Origin of the sequence: Duganella fentianensis (genome assembly GCF_964031615.1) — a bacterium.
GTDB classification, from domain to species: Bacteria; Pseudomonadota; Gammaproteobacteria; order Burkholderiales; family Burkholderiaceae_D; genus Rugamonas; species Rugamonas fentianensis_A.
On record NZ_CAXIQN010000006.1, the window covers coordinates 139,171 to 156,068 of the forward strand.

Sequence of the window (16,898 nt, forward strand, 5' to 3'; positions counted from 1 at the left end):
TGCCAGCAGACCGCTGTCCGCCTGGTTCAGAGCATCAATGACGGGCTCCTTCTGCCGCCTCCAGCTTGCGATAAGCGGGGCTGTTACGCATCTCCTCGATCGCACGCCAGATGCGTTCGGCCAGTTGCGGGTCGGCCGCCACCAGTCCGTGCGAGAGTATCAGAAAATACGGTTTCTCGATGATGGGTATCGGCAGCTGCTCCAGTTGCGCCGCCAGTGGCCCGTGCATCAGGCTATACGCATCGCTGCCGCCCACGGCCGCAGCGGCCACGCGGCCGGCAATCAGCTTGCGCGCCAGTTCGTCGGCGCGCTGGCTGCCTTCATCCACTTCCACGTTCAGTCCGCGCAGCACATCGCCCACCGAATAGCCCAGCTGGAAACCTACCGTGCCTTCCAGATTGCGGAAGCTCTTGCCATCCCACTCCACTTTGCTGCCTTTACGGCGTAGCACCATGTAGCTATCGATATGCATGCGCTTGCTGGCATCCACCACCTGCCCGCCCGGGTATTCACCCAGTTCGCGCCGGTCCGGCTTGTAGCTGACAGCGAAGGCACCATCGACCGCATTGGCCTTGAGCGATGCCAGACAGCGCTTCCACGGAATGCTCTGGTATTCGAAGCGCAGATTGAGCCGCTGCTCGACCATTTTGAGCAGCGCAAAATTCAGCCCGGCGCCCGATTCGGTCCGCCATGGCACGACGTTGGTCTGCTCGAAGCACAGGCGCAATGGCTCGCGCCGCTCCGCCGCTGTGGCAGGAGCCAGCAACTGGGCCATCAGCAAGCCGATGACAAAACGATACAGGCCGGTGCGATTCATCTGCGTCCCCGCGTCAAGTAGTACTGCGCAAGCTGAAGTCTACTCCAACTTCGTCCCACTGCTCCTGTTCCTTCTCCAGCCAGTAGGACAGCGTGGGATGCTCGCTGATCCAGCTACGCCGCAATTCCAGTTCGATGCGGTTTTTGACGCGCAGCTTGATCTGGCTAAAGTCGATGTCCATGCGCGAGTGCATGAACAGCACGGCCAGCCGCAAGGCCACCACCGCCTTGACGAAATCCGGCTCGCCCAGCGCCTCGGCCACCTTGCGCAGATTGCCCTTGTGCGCCACGATCAGGCGCGCCATGGTCTTCTGCTCGCGCGCGGTAAATCCGGGCAGGTCGGCATTTTCTATCATGTAGGCGGCATGCTTGTGATACCCCGTATGCGATACCACCATGCCCATTTCATGCAGCAGCGCGCTCCAGTACAGGTGGCGGGTGTACTGCTCGCTGGCCGGTTTGGTCTGGGCGTACAGTGCCAGCGCATCATCGGCCACACGGTTGGCGCGCCGCTCGTCGCAGTGGAAGCGCTGCACGCAATCGAGCACCGACTGCTCGCGCCGGTCACGCTTGGTGGAACGCAGGTGCAAATCCCACATCACCCCCATGCGCAGGCCCGCTTCGATAGGCTGCACCACAGGGATCTCCAGCTCGCGCACCAGCCCGATCAGAATCGCCAGCCCGCCGATAATGGTGCCGGCGCGGTCGGGCCGCAGGCCCGGCATATCGATCTTGCTGACATGGCCGAATTCGATAAAGCGTTGTTTCAGCGCACTCAGCGTAGTGCCGTTGACTTCCTTGCCGATGCCGTTCTTGATAATGATGTCGGCAATCGTGCGCGCCGTACCGGAAGAACCGTAACACTGCTTCCAGAATTGCGGGTGATACGGTGGCGCGGCATCCTCGAAGTGGCTGCGCGCCGACAGGATGGCGGCTTCAAAGGAAGCGGCATCGACCCGCCCGCCAATGAAGAACGACAGGCTCTGTTTCACCGTACCGACGCTGAATGATTCGACTTTCTCGATTTCCTGCCCGCGTCCCAGTATCAGTTCGGTGGAACCGCCGCCGATATCGATCACCAGCCGGCGCTCGCCCGGCGTGGCCAGCGCGTTGGACACGCCCATATAGATCAGGCGCCCTTCTTCTTCGCCCGAAATGATCTCGATGGGATAGCCTATGGCCTGCTCGGCCTGCGGCAGAAAGGCCGCACTATTGCGCGCCACCCGCATGGCAGAAGTGGCCACCACGCGCACAGCATCGAGCTTGTAGGCGGCCAGCACGATACGGAAGTTTTTCAGGCAATTCAGCGCAGTCTGCATGGCGGCCGGCGTCAGGTTGCCCTGCTCGTCCAGACCGGCAGCCAGCCGGATAGGCTCGCGCACACTTTTCAGCACCCGTATGGCTTCACCATCGTGTTTACCGATGTGAAGACGGAAGCTATTCGAACCCAGATCTACTGCTGCATACATATTCGGAAGTCTCTCCTGCGACTGGGTATCAGATTTATGCCGGATCTGGCGAAATTCAAACTAAACGATTTACATGATTATAGATCACGATAAGCCCAGTTTGTGACGCCGTAATGACAAATTGATAAGAGTGCTTCAGACTTCCTGCGGGCTGTCCGCCGCCACCACACGGTTACGCCCTTCCCGCTTGGCCTGCTGTAGCGCTTCATCGGCACGTTTGAACAGGCTCACGGCCACGTCGTCGGGCCGGATCGTGGTCACGCCCAGGCTGGCCGTCATATTGATCACCGCCTTGCCGGCCTTGACGGGCAGCGCGGCGATCGCCAGCCGGATCCGTTCGGCCACCATGCAGGCATCGTCCTGCCCCGTGCGCGGCAGCTGGATGGCGAATTCGGCACCGCCCATGCGGCCCATCAGATCGCTGTCGCGCAGCTGTTTCTGGCACTCGGCCACCAGTGCCTTGAGCACCAGATCGCCCACCGGATGACCGTAGTGTTCATTGATGCGCTTGAAATCGTCGAACTTCAGCAGAATCAGCGAGGTGGGCTGACCGGGCCGGCGTGCCAGCGCGATCCACGGCGCCAGCGCCTGATAGAAACCGCGCCGGTTCGGTACGTCCGTCAGCGCATCGGCCACTTCCAGCCGCGCCAGTTCGCTCTCCTGCTGTTCGCGGCTGAGCAGCAGATAGCCGAACACGTTGCCGAAGGTGAGCAGATACAGCGCCACGATGCCGGCCGTCTGTATCACCGCAGGGCTGAGCCATTCGGCGCCATCGGGCAGTAGCACGCTGAGCACGCCGCGCAGCAGCACCACCAGCGTCAGTGCCAGCGTCGACAGCACCAGATAGCGGCGCAGCAGCGTGCCACGGCGCCAGCCCCGTCCCAGCGCGCCGGCACTGGCCAGCGCGAAGAAGCCCGCTACCAGAGCGGCGATGCCGATGCGGTCGCCGGCCGGCATATCCAGCAGCCAGGCCCCCGTGAACAGACCGATGGAAACGCCTAGCGCCGGCAGCAGATAGCGGCGCCACACGCGCCGTCCCGCCAGCTCCCACCACGCCGAGGCGTCGAAGGCAAAGCCGCTGAACAGCACTGCATAGGCAAACGGAATGGTGAGGAAATCAGGCAGTGCGCCGCGCAGATACAGCAGCCCCCAGGCTACTGCCTGCAACTGGCGCGCGATGCGCCAGCTACGCAGGCTGGCCGGCGGTGCGCCGCGACCTTCCTGCTGCTGATAAAAGAACAGCGCTGCGCACAGGCTGAAATTGCCCAGCGCTAGCGCCAGCACCAGAGTTTTAATATCCATGAACTACCGGTTAAGACCCGGATCAGACTTCGTGTTCCACGCTCTGGGTGCCATCACCCACTTTGCTGGCCCAGGCCTGACCGAAGAAGGCTTTTTCATCTTCCGTCGGCGAGTCGTGCCAGAACACGATCAGCGTCCCTTTGTGGTCATGCAACTGGCTGACCTTTTCGATAAAAGCCTGTTTGCCGGCCATGTCGGCCAGCGCTACCACATAACCATAGACACGGGTCAGGCGCTCCAGACGATCCGGTTCGGTAAAGCTGTTGGTGGCGGTCAGTGTAGGGTGATCGAGAAACATCGTCATACTCTCCAGTAGTGCCGCCCTGAGGGCTGGCTTAATCTAACGTCAATGTACATACAATTTTTCCATCTGTAAATGCAATGTCGTCTACACTAGACGCCAAGCGACACTCTTTGTTCCGCGATGACTGCCCTGTCGTGGCAGAATTTTCTCCCCGGATGCGCGCCTGACGACCTTGAATCTGCCTCCTGATCCGCCGCTGGTACGCACCTGCGGCAACACCCGCACGCTGGAATTCGTGCCCGGCATGATACAGAGCGAAATGCGGCTATCCGATCCAGACCAGCTGGTGCTGGCCTATCCCCGGGCCATGATGTGCTTTGTACTGTTCCAGCCACAGCCCGCGCACATTCTGATGGTAGGGCTGGGCGGGGGCTCGCTGGTCAAATTCTGCCACCGCTATCTACCGCACAGCCGCATCACCGTGCTGGAACTGCGCGCCGACGTGATCGCCCTGCGCGAGCAGTTTGCCGTGCCGCCCGACGATGCGCGCCTGCGCATCATTCAGGCCGATGCGGCCGAATATCTGAAGCGCTGCGATGAGATGGCCGATGTACTGCTGATCGACGGCTTCGACGAACTGGGGCTGCCACCTGCGCTGGGCAGCAGCAGCTTCTACCGCCACTGCCGGCGCCTGCTGCGCCCCGGCGGCGTGCTGGTGGCGAATATCTTCAGCTACGATCCCGCCTATCCCGATATGCGCATGCGTCTGAACGCCGCCTTCGACGGCCAGCTATGCCGTTTCCATGGCATCGCCGGTAACAACCATCTGCTGTTTGCCGTGGCCGGCAAGCAAGCCACGCCGGCACTGGACATGCTGCGCCGCGTCCAGCGCAGCGCACTGTTTGCCTTCAGCTGGGCCAACCGCCTGCTGGCGCACTGGGTAGTGCAGCGGCTGCGGCGTGGCCGCCCCGTGCGGCTGTAGCGGGCTTTATTTTTTGCGCGCGCCGTGCACCATCTGGCGCGCCTGCTTGCGCAGCAGGGCCTGATCCCAGCGGGCTTTCTGCACTTCCGTTTCCGGCACCAGCACCGGCACCTCTACCGGCTTGCGCTGTTCATCCACCGCCACCATGGTGAAGTAACAGCTGTTTGCATGCCGCACCAGCCGCTGCTGGATATTCTCCGTCACTACCCGTATCCCCACTTCCATCGAGGTGCGGCCCGTATAGTTGATCGAGGCAAGGAAGGTCACCAGTTCGCCCACATGAATGGGCTGCAAGAACATCACCTGATCCACCGACAGCGTCACCACGTAACTGCCCGAATAACGGCTGGCGCAGGCATAGGCCACGCTATCGAGGAATTTAAGGATGGTACCGCCGTGGACATTGCCGGAAAAATTGGCCATATCGGGTGTCATCAGCACCGTCATGGTGAGTTCATGGGCACTCCAGCTCATCGGTTTTTCCATTCCCAGCTCCGTAGTTGTTTGCGCCATGCTAACGGCTAAACGCCGGCGCGGCAATTAGTTATCAAGATTCGTTATCAAAATTCGTTATCAAATACTTTAAGTTTTATCGTATGCTTTGCGCTTCACGCTTTCAGGAGTCCTGTATGAAATGGAAAGTTCTGGCCGCCAGCGTCACGCTGGGCCTATCCACGCTGGCGCACGCCGTTAGCCCCGCTGAAGTGCAGACCTTCACGCTGGCCAACGGCATGAAGTTCATCGTGCTGGAATCGCACACCATCCCCAATGCGAATATGTACACCTTCTGGAAAGTCGGCTCGCGCAACGAAGCGCCCGGCATCACCGGACTGTCGCACTTCTTCGAACACATGATGTTCAACGGCTCGAAGAACTTCGGCCCGAAAGCCTTCGACCGCACCATGGAGGCCAAGGGCGGCTCCAACAACGCCTATACCAGCAATGACCTGACGGTGTACCAGGACTGGTTCCCGGCCAGTTCGCTGGAAACCATCTTCACGCTGGAGAGCGACCGCATTGCCCACCTCAACATCGATCCGAAAATGGTGGCCAGCGAGCGCGGTGTGGTGCTATCCGAACGCAGCACGGGGCTGGAAAACTCGAATATGCGCATGCTGCAGGAAGAGATCAACGGCGTGGCTTTCCGCGCCCACCCGTATTCGTGGTCGGTAATCGGCAACGAATCGGACATCAAGGCGTGGACACAGGAAGATCTGCAGCGCTACTTCACTACCTACTATGCGCCAAATAATGCCGTGGCCGTCATCGTCGGCGACGTCAAGGCCGACGCCGTGAAAAAGCTGGCCACGCGCTATTTCGGCGCCATCCCTAACCGTCCGCTGCCACCCGCTGTGCGCACGGTAGAGCCGGAGCAGAAAGGCGAGCGGCGCGTCTTCGTTGCCAAGGAATCGGCCACGTCTGCCAATCTGACAGTGGCCTACAAGATCCCGCAGGCTAACCATGCCGATTACTACGCACTGGAAGTGCTGCAAAGCCTGCTGGGCGAAGGCAAGACTTCGCGCCTCTACCGCGCGCTGGTGGAGCAGCAGCTGGCCACGCAGGTGGGCGCCAGCAGCATGGAAGGTTTCGATCCCGGCCTGCTGTACGTGTCGGCCGTGGCGGCAGCCAATGTCACGCCGGCCCAGCTGGAACAGGCGCTGCTGGCCGCCATCAGCGATCTGGTACAGAACGGCGTGACAGAAGAAGAACTGCAGAAGGTGAAGAACCAGAAGCTGCTCAACTACTACCGCGCACTGGAAACCATCAACGGCAAGGCCCAGCAACTAGGCAATTACGAAGTGCTGTTCGGCGATTACAAAAAACTGTTCGATGTCCCCGCTGCCTATGCGCGCCTGACGCCGGCCGAGATCCAGGCCGTGGCCGCACGCTATCTGAAAAAATCACAACGTACGGTCGGAGTACTGGCCGCCCGGGAGGACTAAATGCAACACACCACCAAGCAAACGCTGCGCCCGGCACTGGCCGCACTGGCAGGCGCACTGGCACTCGGCATGGCCGGCGCCAGTTTCAACGCCAGCGCAACCGGCGCAGAATTCCGCCTGCCCCAGTTCGAAACCGTCAAGCTGCCCAGCGGCCTGACGCTGTATCTGATGGAGCGCCACGAAGTACCGCTGATTTCCGTGCGCGCCGTGATCAAGGCCGGCGCCGTGCAGGATGGCGCCCAGGCCGGCCTGTCCAACCTGACGGGCGACGCGCTGCTACTGGGCAGCCGCAGCCATAGCAAGGCCGAAATCGATCAGGCTTTCGACTTCCGCGGCGCCCGTCTGGCTGGCGGAGCCGGCAGCGAAGCCAGTACCGTGCAGGCCAACTTCGCCAAACAGGATAGCGCCACTCTGCTGCCCCTGTTTGCCGAGATTCTCCAGCAGCCGGGCTTCGATGCCGCCGAGCTGGCCAAGCTGCGTACGCGCAAAGTCAACGGTCTGAAACAGGCCAAGGAATCGCCGCGCAATGTGGTCAACCACTACTACCGTGCCATGCTGTTCGGCGCCACCCCTTACGGCCAGCCAGCCAGCGGCACGGTGCAGAGCGTGGCCGCGCTGACGCCGCAGGACGTGCAGCAGTATTACCAGCGCTACTACCGCCCTGACAACGCCGCCATCATCGTGGTGGGCGATTTCGATACGGCGGCTATGCGCAGCCAGCTGGAAAGCCTGTTCGGCAACTGGCAGGCCAGCGGCCCGGCCCTGCCGACGCCCGACTACGGCAAAGTGCAGGCCGACCGTGCCCGCGTCTGGCTGGTGAACAAGCCCGATGCGATCGAGACCACCTTCATGATAGGCGGCGTAGGCATCGCCCGTAACGATCCCGATTACGTGCCGCTGCAGGTGCTCAACACCATCATCGGCGGCCGCTTCACCTCGTGGCTGAACGATGAACTGCGCGTCAACTCCGGCCTGACCTATGGCGCGCGCAGCGAATTTGCTACCCTGTCGCAGACGGGCACCTTCGCCATCTCCAGCTTCACCGCGCTGCCCAAGACTGCTGCAGCACTGGAACTGGCGCATAAAACCTATCAGCGGCTGTGGACCAAGGGCATCGATGCGGCTACGCTGGAATCGGCCAAGGCCTACGTCAAAGGCCAGTTCCCGCCCCGTTACGAAACCAGCGAACAGCTGGCCAACCTGCTGGGCGATATGTATGCCTCGAATGTGGGACGCGAACAGATCGACAACTTTACCCGCGATGTCGACAGCCTGACGCCGCAGCGCGCCAAGCAGCTGGTGGATGCCCATTTCCCGCGCCTGAAGCTGCAAACGCTCTTAATCGGCAAAGCCGATGCGATCCGCGCCACGGCAGCCAGCTATGGTGAAGTCACGGAACTGCAGATCAGCGCCGACGGCTTCCAGCCCTGAGCTGCGCCAGCGGCGACAGACTAAAACGGCGCCTGCGTGGCGCCGTTTTTTCTAGGCTTGTGTAGCGCTGTTCTCCAGCCTAGCCAGCAGTTCTTCCACTTCCCCCAGCACTGGCGCAGTCGCTTCCAGCACCCGCTCCAGCTGGGCCCAGAACGGTGTGCTGGCCTCTTCATGCAACAGCAGTTCGGCCGTCTGCGCCAGCGCCTGCAGGCGCTCCGCCCCCACCGTACCGGCCAGCCCCTTGAGCGTATGCAGCGCCGGCGTAGCAGCCGCCATATCGGCCGCCGCCGAAGCTGTGCGCAGCAGCGCGGCCAGGCGCGGCCCTTCCGTGATAAAGCCGCGCAGCGTGGCCACGTAGACCGCCTGCATGCCACCCAGCCGCTTGATGGCCGATTCGTAGCGTATGCCCGGCGCCGGTACCACCGCATGTTCGCCCTGTGCGAGCGCAGCACCATAGGCGCCCGCTGGCGCCAGCACGGCCATGCCGCCCTCGGCGGATACTGCCCCTGCATTCGTCGCCGCAAGCACGCCCGGTTCACTGGCCAGCAAGCCTGCCAGCGCGGCACTCTGCGGGCGGGTGTGGCTGAGTATCACGGAAATCAGCTGCGCCAGATCGAACGGTTTCCCCACGTGGTCGACCATGCCGGCCGCCAGCGCAGCCTGGCGGTCAGCCGCCATGGCATTCGCCGTCATCGCCACGATAGGCGGCGCTGCCGCGCCCAGCCACGCCTGTATCGCCCGCGTAGCCTGATAGCCATCCATCTCGGGCATCTGTATATCCATCAGTATCAGATCGGGCAGCGGACTGCCATCGGTAACCGCCGCGATGGCCATCGGCCCCGAACTGGCGACTACCACATGCGCGCCATCGTTGCTCAGTAGTTCGCTGGCCACCTGCTGGTTGGCCGGATTATCGTCCACCAGCAGCAGGCGCAGGCCCTGCAGCCGGTGCATGGCCGGCACGGCCACGGCGGCCAGCGGCGTGCGCCGCCCTAAGCGCGCATCGGCCACGGCATCGAACAGCATCGAAGCCGTCACCGGCTTGACCACAAAGCCATCGAGTACCGGCGCCAGACTCTGGTGGCGCTGCGCCAGCAGTTCGCGGTCATGCGCTGTCACCATCACGATCAGCGGCATCTTGCCCGGTGCGGCCAGCTGGCGGATGGCGCAACTGGTTTCCCAGCCATCCAGCCCCGGCATGCGCCAGTCGATGAATACCACATCATAGCGACGCTGCTGCGCCAGCCGCGCTTCGATCGCCGCCAGTGCCTGCTGGCCACTGGCCGCCACCTCGACTTGCCAGCCGAACGAGCGCGCCATTTCGCTCAGCACCATGCGCGCCACTTCGTTATCATCGACCACCAGACAGTGCATATCCTGCAGCGGCAGGCTGGCCGGCGGCGCCTCGGCCAGCGACACCGCTTCCTGCTGCAGCACCTGCACTGGCAAGTCGAATTCAAACAGACTACCCTGCCCCAGCGTACTCTCGACACGCAGGCTGCCCCCCATCAGCTGCACCAGCCGCTGACTGATGGCCAGTCCCAGCCCTGTACCGCCGTAGCGCCGTGCAGTGGACGCTTCGGCCTGGGCGAAGCCTTCAAAAATATACTGGCACTGTTCCGCCGAAATGCCGATGCCGCTATCGCGGATGGAGAAGGCAATGGTCAGCCCCTGCCCACTACGCTCCTTCAGCGTGGCAGCCAGCACCACTTCGCCATGGGCAGTGAACTTGATGGCATTCCCGGCCAGATTCAGCAGAATCTGCTGCAGACGCAGCGCATCGGCCACCACCACCTGCGGCAGTGCCGGATCGATACGGAACAGTACTTCGATATCCTTGTTACCCACATTGGCCGACAGGATTACGGCCAGATCGCGCCACAGCTTATCGAGACGGAACGGGTGCGGATCGAGTTCCAGCTTGCCCGCTTCCACCTTGGAAAAGTCCAGCACATCGTTCAGCAGACCCAGTAAGGCACTGGCCGCCGCATGGGCTTTGGCCACATAGTCGCACTGGCGCTCGCTCATTTCCGTCTGCTGCAGCAGCTGCAGCATGCCCAGCACCGCATTCATGGGCGAACGGATTTCGTGGCTCATATTGGCCACGAAGTCGGATTTGGCGCGCCCCGCCTGCACGGCTTCTTCTTTGGCCTGCAGCAGCGCCACGTGCGCCGCCCGTGCTTCCGTACAGTCGGTGCTACTCCCCACCCAGCCCAGTATCACCCCTTGCGCATTCTTGCGCGGCAGCGCATGGTTATCAAAGATGCGCCACTCGCCATCATGGCGGCGCAAGCGGCAATCGCAACGGAACTCGTCGCCGGCCGCAGCGGCGCGCTGCCACTCGGTCAGCAGTGCAGCGCGGTCATCCGGATGCAGCACGGGCGCCCAGCTGCCAGCCGCGATCAGCTGGGCCGATGGCACGGCGCTGAAGCGTTCCCAGTGCTGGCTCATGAAATCGACGCGCAGTTCCGGCGTCACGGTCCAGACCATTTGCGGCAAGCCTTCGGCCAGCGAACGCCAGCGCGCTTCCGAGGCCTGCAACTGGGTCAGCGAACCCTGCAGGGCCAGATCGGTATCCACCAGTTTCGACAGCGACTGGTAGTGGCGCTGCATCGAGTACCACACACTGGCCAGCAGCAGCACCACAATGCCTGCCACCACGCCGAGGAATAGCACGGCATTGCGCACTTCCCTATGCCACGGCTGCAAGAAATCTTCGCTGGCCAGCCCCACCAGGATGGCGATGGGATAGCTGCCCACCCGCTCGATGCTGAGGGCCCGTTCCCGTCCGTCATGGGGGCTGACCACGTTGTAGGTGGTGCCGCGCTGCTTGCCTTCGAGGATGGCGCGGGTCTGCGGCGCCACGGGTATGGTGGCGCCGAACTGCATATCGTCGACAAACGGGTAACGGTGCAGCACGCGGCGGCGGTCGTCCAGCAGCAGGATGGAGCCATTCGGCCCCACGTTCAGCGAGGAGAACAGCTCGGTCAGACGGTCGCTATTCATCAGCGCATACACGGTCCCGCCGAAACTGCCATCGGCCGCCGTCAGCGGATAGGCCATGGGCAGCACCCACTCGCCGCTGATACGCGATTTGACGGGCACCGAAATGATCAGCTCATGCTCGGCCTTGGCGCGCTGGAAAAATTCGCGGATAGTCAGATCCTGCGGGTGCGCCAGATCGATCTGCTCGCCAAAGATTACTTTGCCTTCGGCATTGGAACCACGCACGGCCTGCGCGTTGGGGATGCGCTCGCGCAGCGTACGCAGATAGGCGCTAAATTTCTCGTCGCTGTAGCGATGTTCGAGCTGCATGGTGCGGAACTCGACATCGGCCCGGCGCATGGCCAGATCGACTTCTTCAAAATGAGAGTGGAGAAAATTTTCCAGCGAAATAGCCAGATTGTGCGCGGTGGCCCCCGCATTGGCGTAATACCGCTCGCGGCTTTCCTGCAACACATGCGCTACGAATACAGCCACTACCACCAGCACCAGCGCCACGGCGGCGGCGAGGATGCCAAACAGTTTGCGGAACTTCTGCAGCGTATGTAATTTCATAGTCAGCAGCGATTTTTATCGGTATAGCGCTACATTACCGCGAAAAAAAGCTGCTGTGACAGCTTTTTGCGCCTCAGATACCCAGCTGTTCGATATCGGCCAGTGCTTCGCGACCTTTATCGCTGAGCGCAAAGCCGCCTTCCGGCAGGGCAGTAATATGGGATTTTTTGCCGAGGAACAGGGCGACATCGGCTTCCGGCGCAGCCGCAGGATCGGCCGCCAAAGCACGCATGGCCAGCACGCAGCGGCGCAGGAACAGCACTTCCTCCCCTTTGGGGCTGAGGGAAATGCGGCCATTTTTGGCGATAGTAAATAGTTTTAGACCCGCCAGACGTTTGGTGTTGCGTCCGACACAAGCGCTGACGCGCTCCCCCTTGATACCGCGCTTGACTTCACTCAGGGCGTCGTATTCGTCTTGCGTTAATTTCTCGTTCTTCATTGCCATTCGTTCCATAAAAGACCACTGCGGCCCTCATGGTACGCGTAGCGCGCTGCCACGGCAAGGCAAGTCCTGCCCTGTCAGCGCGTCAGTGCCGCATCAGAATGCGCGGATGGCCAGCCAGATCAGGCCCACAGAGGCAAACGCTGCGATACACAACAGCGCCTGAATACGCTTACTGCTCAGGGCAATACTGCGACGGCCGAGATAGATTTTATTGTGTAATGAATTGCCCATGGTCTCCTCCTTGAACGAAAACGGCTGCTATGACTTCATTATAGAAACTGTTTCATGTCCACTGTGTGACGGTGAACACAAAGTTTAAAATATGTAGCCGCTCGGCAACAATTCTCACGGATTCTCACTGTCCCGCGCCTGTACCGGATGGGGCTTGGGTTGCGGCTCTTCGATGGGCGCATGCTGGGGCAAAGGCTGCTCGTTGGGCTGGGGATCATCGTCCGGCTGCGGTGGCGGCTGTTCAGGATCGGGCGTACTGTGCGCATGGTGCACGGAATGCAGTTTCGGCTGGAGATCGGACATGGCACTACTCCCTTGCGGACATGGATAGACCTCCAAGATCGGCCCACGCTGGGCGGACGGCAAGCAGCACGTAGGCCACATGGTGCGCCAGCCCACACAGGTAACTATTTATCGGCCCGGCGCTAGCCATCGGACTGCCATCAAGCTGCATGGGCTCATCGTCGCTAGCCCTCCGGCTGACATACAATACCGGCTTTCCAGTACAACAAGGCCTGCCATGTCCACCACCCCGCTCAATGATGACGAATACGCCGCTCTCGACGCCCTGCAGGATGTCGCATGGCTGGAAGGCTTTCTGACGGCCATCGTGATTACCCCGACGGCACCAGCGCAGAACCTGTGGCTGCCCGCAGCCCTGAAAGATCCTGCCGCCGAAGCGCTGACGCTGCGCCACCACCACTACATGCAGACGTGGATGGCCAAGGACCCTGGCAGTTTCGAACCCATCTACGAATGCGGCGGCAACTGGACGGCCACGCAATGGGCGGCCGGCTTCCGGGCCGCCATGGCGCTGGATGCGCCCGCATGGGACAGTCTGCGCACCAGCCATCCGGAATGGCTGGCCGCGCTGGCCGAAGATGTGGCGGAAGACGTGGCCTACGATACGATCCCCGCAGCCATCATCGGCATCCATGCACACTGGCATCCGCCCAAAGGCGCCAAGGTGGGCCGCAACGATCCCTGCACCTGCGGCAGCGGTAAGAAATACAAGAAGTGCTGCGGCGCCTGAAGCAAGGGCAAGGCTAGGCCGGCGTAGGGGAGCGTGGACGCCGGGGTTGACCGCGGCGGCGACGCCCCAGCGCATTCAGATGGAGATAGGTCATGCCGCAAGCCATCAGGAAAGTCGCCACACAAATCACGCTCACCACCACCGGTCGGGCCCAGAACCCCAGCAGCTCATTACGTACGAAGCGCGCCGGATTGTGGGGATGTACTAGCAGTGGCACCTGCTTGCCGATCGCCTCCCTGATCTGGTCTTTCACGGGATCCTGCAGACGATACTTGCGCCCATCGCTATCCTGATACTCGATCACGGCGGCATAAATGTTAAAACCGGAACGCATGGTGTATTTAACGTGGTCCACTACCACACCGGTGCCGTCAACAAACTGTTCGACTTCGCTGGCGCGCATCGTGTATTCCCACACGGGTAAAAATAATAGGGGCAGCGCCATGAGCACCACCCGATAGCGACGCAGGAAAGTACTTTTCATTGTAGTCTCGCGTTCACGCGAAGTTAGATTGACTTTTCAGCATCCCGCAGAGCAGCGAGCTGCCGGTCATGCCAGCGCGAGAACAAGGCTAGCGCGACCATACTGCCTATCAGTGCGAAGAACATGTCGGACTGGGTATCCCATGGATCACCCTGAGTACCGAGGAACTCGTCGGCACCCTGCCCCAGCGCCAGCGCCGCACCCCACTCGATGAATTCATAGCAGGCACTAATCGCCAGCACGATGCAGACCACAATGAAGGCCAGCATCTTTTTGCCGCGCACATAACTACCGCGTAGCAGGATTTCACGGGCAACGAGGGCAGGCACAAAACCTTGAAAGAAGTGGCCTATCTTGTCATAGGGGTTGCGCTGCAATCCCAGCATTTCGGCAATCTGGAAACCTAGTGGCACGCGGGCATAGGTGTACAGCCCACCCAGCATCAGCACCAGCGCGTGCGCGAATATACAGATATATAGCAGCGTCGTCAGCGGGTAGCGGCGATAGCTGGCCAGCAGTAGAGGCAGCGCGATGAAGATAGGGCAGACTTCCATGGCCCAAGTGGCGCGGTCGTAGGGATGGATAGCACTTGCGGCGAGCAGCGCCAGCAGCATCAGCATGGCAACCACCAGTGGCTGGGTACGTGAGCGATGCAGTTTCAGTGGGCTAGTGTGCACGGCAAAGGGCGTAGTTGTCACTCAATCTTGCCAATTTAGCATAGCGTGCAGCGTCGATGCAAACCTGCAGGAAATAAAAAAAACCGCCTGCCTCTTGCGAGACGGCGGTTTTTTTAAGCCTGACTAGGCCATGTTCTGGCGGAGAGGGTGGGATTCGAACCCACGGTCGGGTTGCCCCGACGCTTGATTTCGAGTCAAGTACAATCGACCACTCTGCCACCTCTCCTGGTACTACGTTTCCCTCTGCAGCGTTTGGCGGAGAGGGTGGGATTCGAACCCACGGTCGGGTTGCCCCGACGCTTGATTTCGAGTCAAGTACAATCGACCACTCTGCCACCTCTCCGTTTTCCCACCTGCTGCTGCGAGAAGGCAAGATTATAGCAGGCTTGCAGGAAAATAAAAGGACTATTTACGCCTGCAATACTTTCAGGCCGCCCATGTAGGGCTGCAGCACTTCCGGAATCACGATGGAGCCATCGGCTTGCTGGTAGTTTTCCAGCACGGCCACCAGCGTACGGCCCACGGCCAGGCCGGAGCCATTCAGCGTGTGCAGCAGCTCCGGTTTGCCTTGGGCATTGCGGAAGCGGGCCTGCATGCGACGGGCCTGGAAAGCTTCGCAGTTCGACAGCGAAGAAATCTCACGGTAGGTGTTCTGGGCTGGCAGCCAGACTTCCAGATCGAAGGTCTTGGTAGCGCCAAAGCCCATGTCGCCCGTGCACAGCGCCATCACGCGGTATGGCAGGCCCAGACGCTGCAGGATGGTTTCGGCGTGGCCGACCATTTCGTCCAGCACGGCATACGACTGGTCCGGATGCACCACCTGTACCATTTCGACTTTATCGAACTGGTGCTGACGGATCATGCCGCGCGTATCGCGGCCATAGCTGCCTGCTTCCGAACGGAAGCAAGGGGTATGGGCCGTCATCTTCAGCGGCAGGCTGTCGGCAGCGATGATTTCGTCGCGCACGATATTGGTCAGCGATACTTCCGAAGTCGGGATCAGATAGAAGTTCTCGCCCTCGCCTTCCGCGCCGCCTTTTTTGACGGAGAACAGGTCCGCTTCGAATTTCGGCAACTGGCCCGTGCCGCGCAGCGAATCAGCGTTCACCATATACGGGGTGTAGCACTCGGTGTAGCCGTGTTCGTCGGTGTGGGTGTTCAGCATGAACTGCGCCAGCGCGCGGTGCAGACGGGCGATGCCGCCTTTCATCACGGAGAAGCGCGAACCGGTCAGCTTGGTGGCGGTGTCGAAATCCAGCCCCAGCGCTGCGCCCAGATCGACGTGATCTTTGACCTCGAAATCGAAGCTGCGTGGCGTGCCCACTTTGCGCACTTCCACATTGCCCGACTCATCGGTGCCCACAGGTACGGATTCGTGCGGCAGATTCGGGATCGCCTGCATGAAGTCGCTCAGTTTAGCCTGCACCTCACCCAGCGCCACTTCGTTGGCTTTCAGCTCGTCGCCCAGACCGGCCACTTCTGCCATCACAGCGGTGGTATCTTCGCCCTTGCCCTTCATCATGCCGATCAGCTTGGACTGCGAATTACGCTTGCTCTGCAATTCTTCAGTGCGCATCTGGATGGCTTTGCGTTCAGCTTCCAGTGCATTGAAAGTGTCGACGTCGAGCTGGAATTTGCGGGTTGCCAGACGCGCGGCAACGGTGGCTATATCTTTGCGGAGAAGTTGGATATCAATCATGAGAACAAGAGCCGTTGTATCGAAAACAGCCATTGTACCAAGAGGTAGCCACTTGTTCGCTAGTTTTGACCGGACTCGACTGTAGGATTTCTCCTACGCAACCTATCGTGCGCCACGCCATCGCCATGCTGACTAACATGGCAACACCATCGATTGCTTGAGGAGACCGACATGATGACCCGAACTCTGGCGCTGGCCAGCGTCACCCTGCTGCTGTTTAGCGGTTGTGCCAGCCTGCATCCCACGGCCAGCGACGAAGCACCGCCACCGAGCAATCCCGACTTCGCCAGCGCCATGGCCCGCTTCAATGCCCAGTTCCCGAATGAGCAGGCGAGCCGCTACGAAGAAGTGTCTATCAACTACAACAACAACCTGAAACTCGATGAACGGGGCAATTGCCACCAGCGTTCCAGATATCCCGTCGTAATCGTGCTGACACTCGATGCCAGCGGCAAAGTGATTGGCAGCACCACCGATGTGATCAACGCCAAGGCGGAATGCTTCCGTCAGGCCTATGCGGCCGTGCAACTACCGCCGCCACCGTTTGCGCCCTACCAGAAGCCTATCCGGCTGCGCTAGCTGCA

At 61.1% G+C, this 16,898-nt stretch carries 17 protein-coding genes and 2 tRNA genes; 5 read left to right on the forward strand and 14 right to left on the reverse strand.

Features of this window, described 5'->3' with window-relative positions:
* Positions 1–34: 34 nt before the first annotated feature.
* From ABNT42_RS04010 to ABNT42_RS04025, 4 genes are all read right to left on the reverse strand, one after another.
* A complete protein-coding gene (locus tag ABNT42_RS04010; protein WP_348694328.1) occupies positions 35–817 on the reverse strand; it encodes a transporter substrate-binding domain-containing protein in 783 nt (260 codons plus the stop codon).
* Between the two features lie 13 nt (positions 818–830).
* Positions 831–2,285 carry a Ppx/GppA phosphatase family protein gene (locus ABNT42_RS04015; RefSeq protein WP_348694331.1) on the reverse strand — a complete coding sequence of 485 codons (1,455 nt, stop codon included), beginning with the start codon at positions 2,283–2,285 and terminating at the stop codon, positions 831–833.
* A 135-nt stretch (positions 2,286–2,420) separates the two neighbouring features.
* Positions 2,421–3,587, reverse strand: coding sequence for a diguanylate cyclase (locus tag ABNT42_RS04020; protein WP_348694333.1), 1,167 nt, complete (start codon positions 3,585–3,587; stop codon positions 2,421–2,423).
* Between the two features lie 22 nt (positions 3,588–3,609).
* Positions 3,610–3,885, reverse strand: coding sequence for a hypothetical protein (locus tag ABNT42_RS04025; protein ID WP_348694452.1), 276 nt, complete (start codon positions 3,883–3,885; stop codon positions 3,610–3,612).
* A 178-nt stretch (positions 3,886–4,063) separates the two neighbouring features.
* Here ABNT42_RS04025 and ABNT42_RS04030 point away from each other — a divergent pair, with 178 nt between their 5' ends.
* The gene (locus tag ABNT42_RS04030) at positions 4,064–4,813 is read left to right on the forward strand and encodes a methyltransferase domain-containing protein (RefSeq protein ID WP_348694336.1); all 750 of its coding nucleotides are present in this window, start codon (positions 4,064–4,066) and stop codon (positions 4,811–4,813) included.
* A 6-nt stretch (positions 4,814–4,819) separates the two neighbouring features.
* On the opposite strand, the gene ABNT42_RS04035 is transcribed toward ABNT42_RS04030, so the two are convergent.
* The gene (locus tag ABNT42_RS04035; protein WP_229255925.1) at positions 4,820–5,299 is read right to left on the reverse strand and encodes an acyl-CoA thioesterase; all 480 of its coding nucleotides are present in this window, start codon (positions 5,297–5,299) and stop codon (positions 4,820–4,822) included.
* A gap of 143 nt (positions 5,300–5,442) precedes the next feature.
* On the opposite strand from ABNT42_RS04035, the gene ABNT42_RS04040 reads away from it, so the two are divergent.
* Positions 5,443–6,756 (forward strand): pitrilysin family protein, encoded by a 1,314-nt coding sequence (locus tag ABNT42_RS04040; RefSeq protein WP_348694339.1) that lies wholly within the window; start codon positions 5,443–5,445, stop codon positions 6,754–6,756.
* A complete protein-coding gene (locus tag ABNT42_RS04045) occupies positions 6,757–8,187 on the forward strand; it encodes a pitrilysin family protein (RefSeq protein ID WP_348694342.1) in 1,431 nt (476 codons plus the stop codon).
* A gap of 51 nt (positions 8,188–8,238) precedes the next feature.
* On the opposite strand, the gene ABNT42_RS04050 is transcribed toward ABNT42_RS04045, so the two are convergent.
* The 4 genes from ABNT42_RS04050 to ABNT42_RS04065 form a co-directional block, all read right to left on the reverse strand.
* A complete protein-coding gene (locus tag ABNT42_RS04050; protein ID WP_348694345.1) occupies positions 8,239–11,745 on the reverse strand; it encodes a response regulator in 3,507 nt (1,168 codons plus the stop codon).
* Between the two features lie 73 nt (positions 11,746–11,818).
* Positions 11,819–12,184: a hypothetical protein gene (locus tag ABNT42_RS04055; RefSeq protein ID WP_348694455.1), complete on the reverse strand. Its 366-nt coding sequence runs from the start codon at positions 12,182–12,184 to the stop codon at positions 11,819–11,821.
* A gap of 99 nt (positions 12,185–12,283) precedes the next feature.
* Positions 12,284–12,421: a hypothetical protein gene (locus ABNT42_RS04060; protein WP_348694348.1), complete on the reverse strand. Its 138-nt coding sequence runs from the start codon at positions 12,419–12,421 to the stop codon at positions 12,284–12,286.
* 114 nt (positions 12,422–12,535) lie between these two features.
* On the reverse strand, positions 12,536–12,724 hold the full coding sequence (locus tag ABNT42_RS04065; RefSeq protein ID WP_348694351.1) for a hypothetical protein: 189 nt from the start codon (positions 12,722–12,724) through the stop codon (positions 12,536–12,538).
* Between the two features lie 217 nt (positions 12,725–12,941).
* Here ABNT42_RS04065 and ABNT42_RS04070 point away from each other — a divergent pair, with 217 nt between their 5' ends.
* Positions 12,942–13,454: a UPF0149 family protein gene (locus tag ABNT42_RS04070; RefSeq protein WP_348694353.1), complete on the forward strand. Its 513-nt coding sequence runs from the start codon at positions 12,942–12,944 to the stop codon at positions 13,452–13,454.
* A gap of 13 nt (positions 13,455–13,467) precedes the next feature.
* Here the strand turns inward: ABNT42_RS04070 and ABNT42_RS04075 are convergent, their stop codons facing one another.
* The 5 genes from ABNT42_RS04075 to serS form a co-directional block, all read right to left on the reverse strand.
* The gene (locus tag ABNT42_RS04075) at positions 13,468–13,938 is read right to left on the reverse strand and encodes a DUF3592 domain-containing protein (RefSeq protein ID WP_348694356.1); all 471 of its coding nucleotides are present in this window, start codon (positions 13,936–13,938) and stop codon (positions 13,468–13,470) included.
* A 23-nt stretch (positions 13,939–13,961) separates the two neighbouring features.
* Positions 13,962–14,636, reverse strand: a complete 675-nt coding sequence (locus ABNT42_RS04080; RefSeq protein ID WP_348694359.1) for a DUF2238 domain-containing protein — start codon at positions 14,634–14,636, stop codon at positions 13,962–13,964.
* Between the two features lie 115 nt (positions 14,637–14,751).
* A tRNA-Ser gene (locus tag ABNT42_RS04085) sits at positions 14,752–14,841 on the reverse strand.
* 27 nt (positions 14,842–14,868) lie between these two features.
* Positions 14,869–14,958: transfer RNA gene (locus ABNT42_RS04090), tRNA-Ser, on the reverse strand.
* A gap of 66 nt (positions 14,959–15,024) precedes the next feature.
* The gene (gene serS / locus ABNT42_RS04095) at positions 15,025–16,314 is read right to left on the reverse strand and encodes a serine--tRNA ligase (RefSeq protein WP_348694361.1); all 1,290 of its coding nucleotides are present in this window, start codon (positions 16,312–16,314) and stop codon (positions 15,025–15,027) included.
* Positions 16,315–16,485: 171 nt separating this feature from the next.
* Here serS and ABNT42_RS04100 point away from each other — a divergent pair, with 171 nt between their 5' ends.
* Entirely contained in the window at positions 16,486–16,893 is a 408-nt protein-coding gene (locus ABNT42_RS04100; RefSeq protein WP_348694364.1) for a hypothetical protein, read from the forward strand.
* The last annotated feature ends 5 nt before the right edge of the window (positions 16,894–16,898 follow it).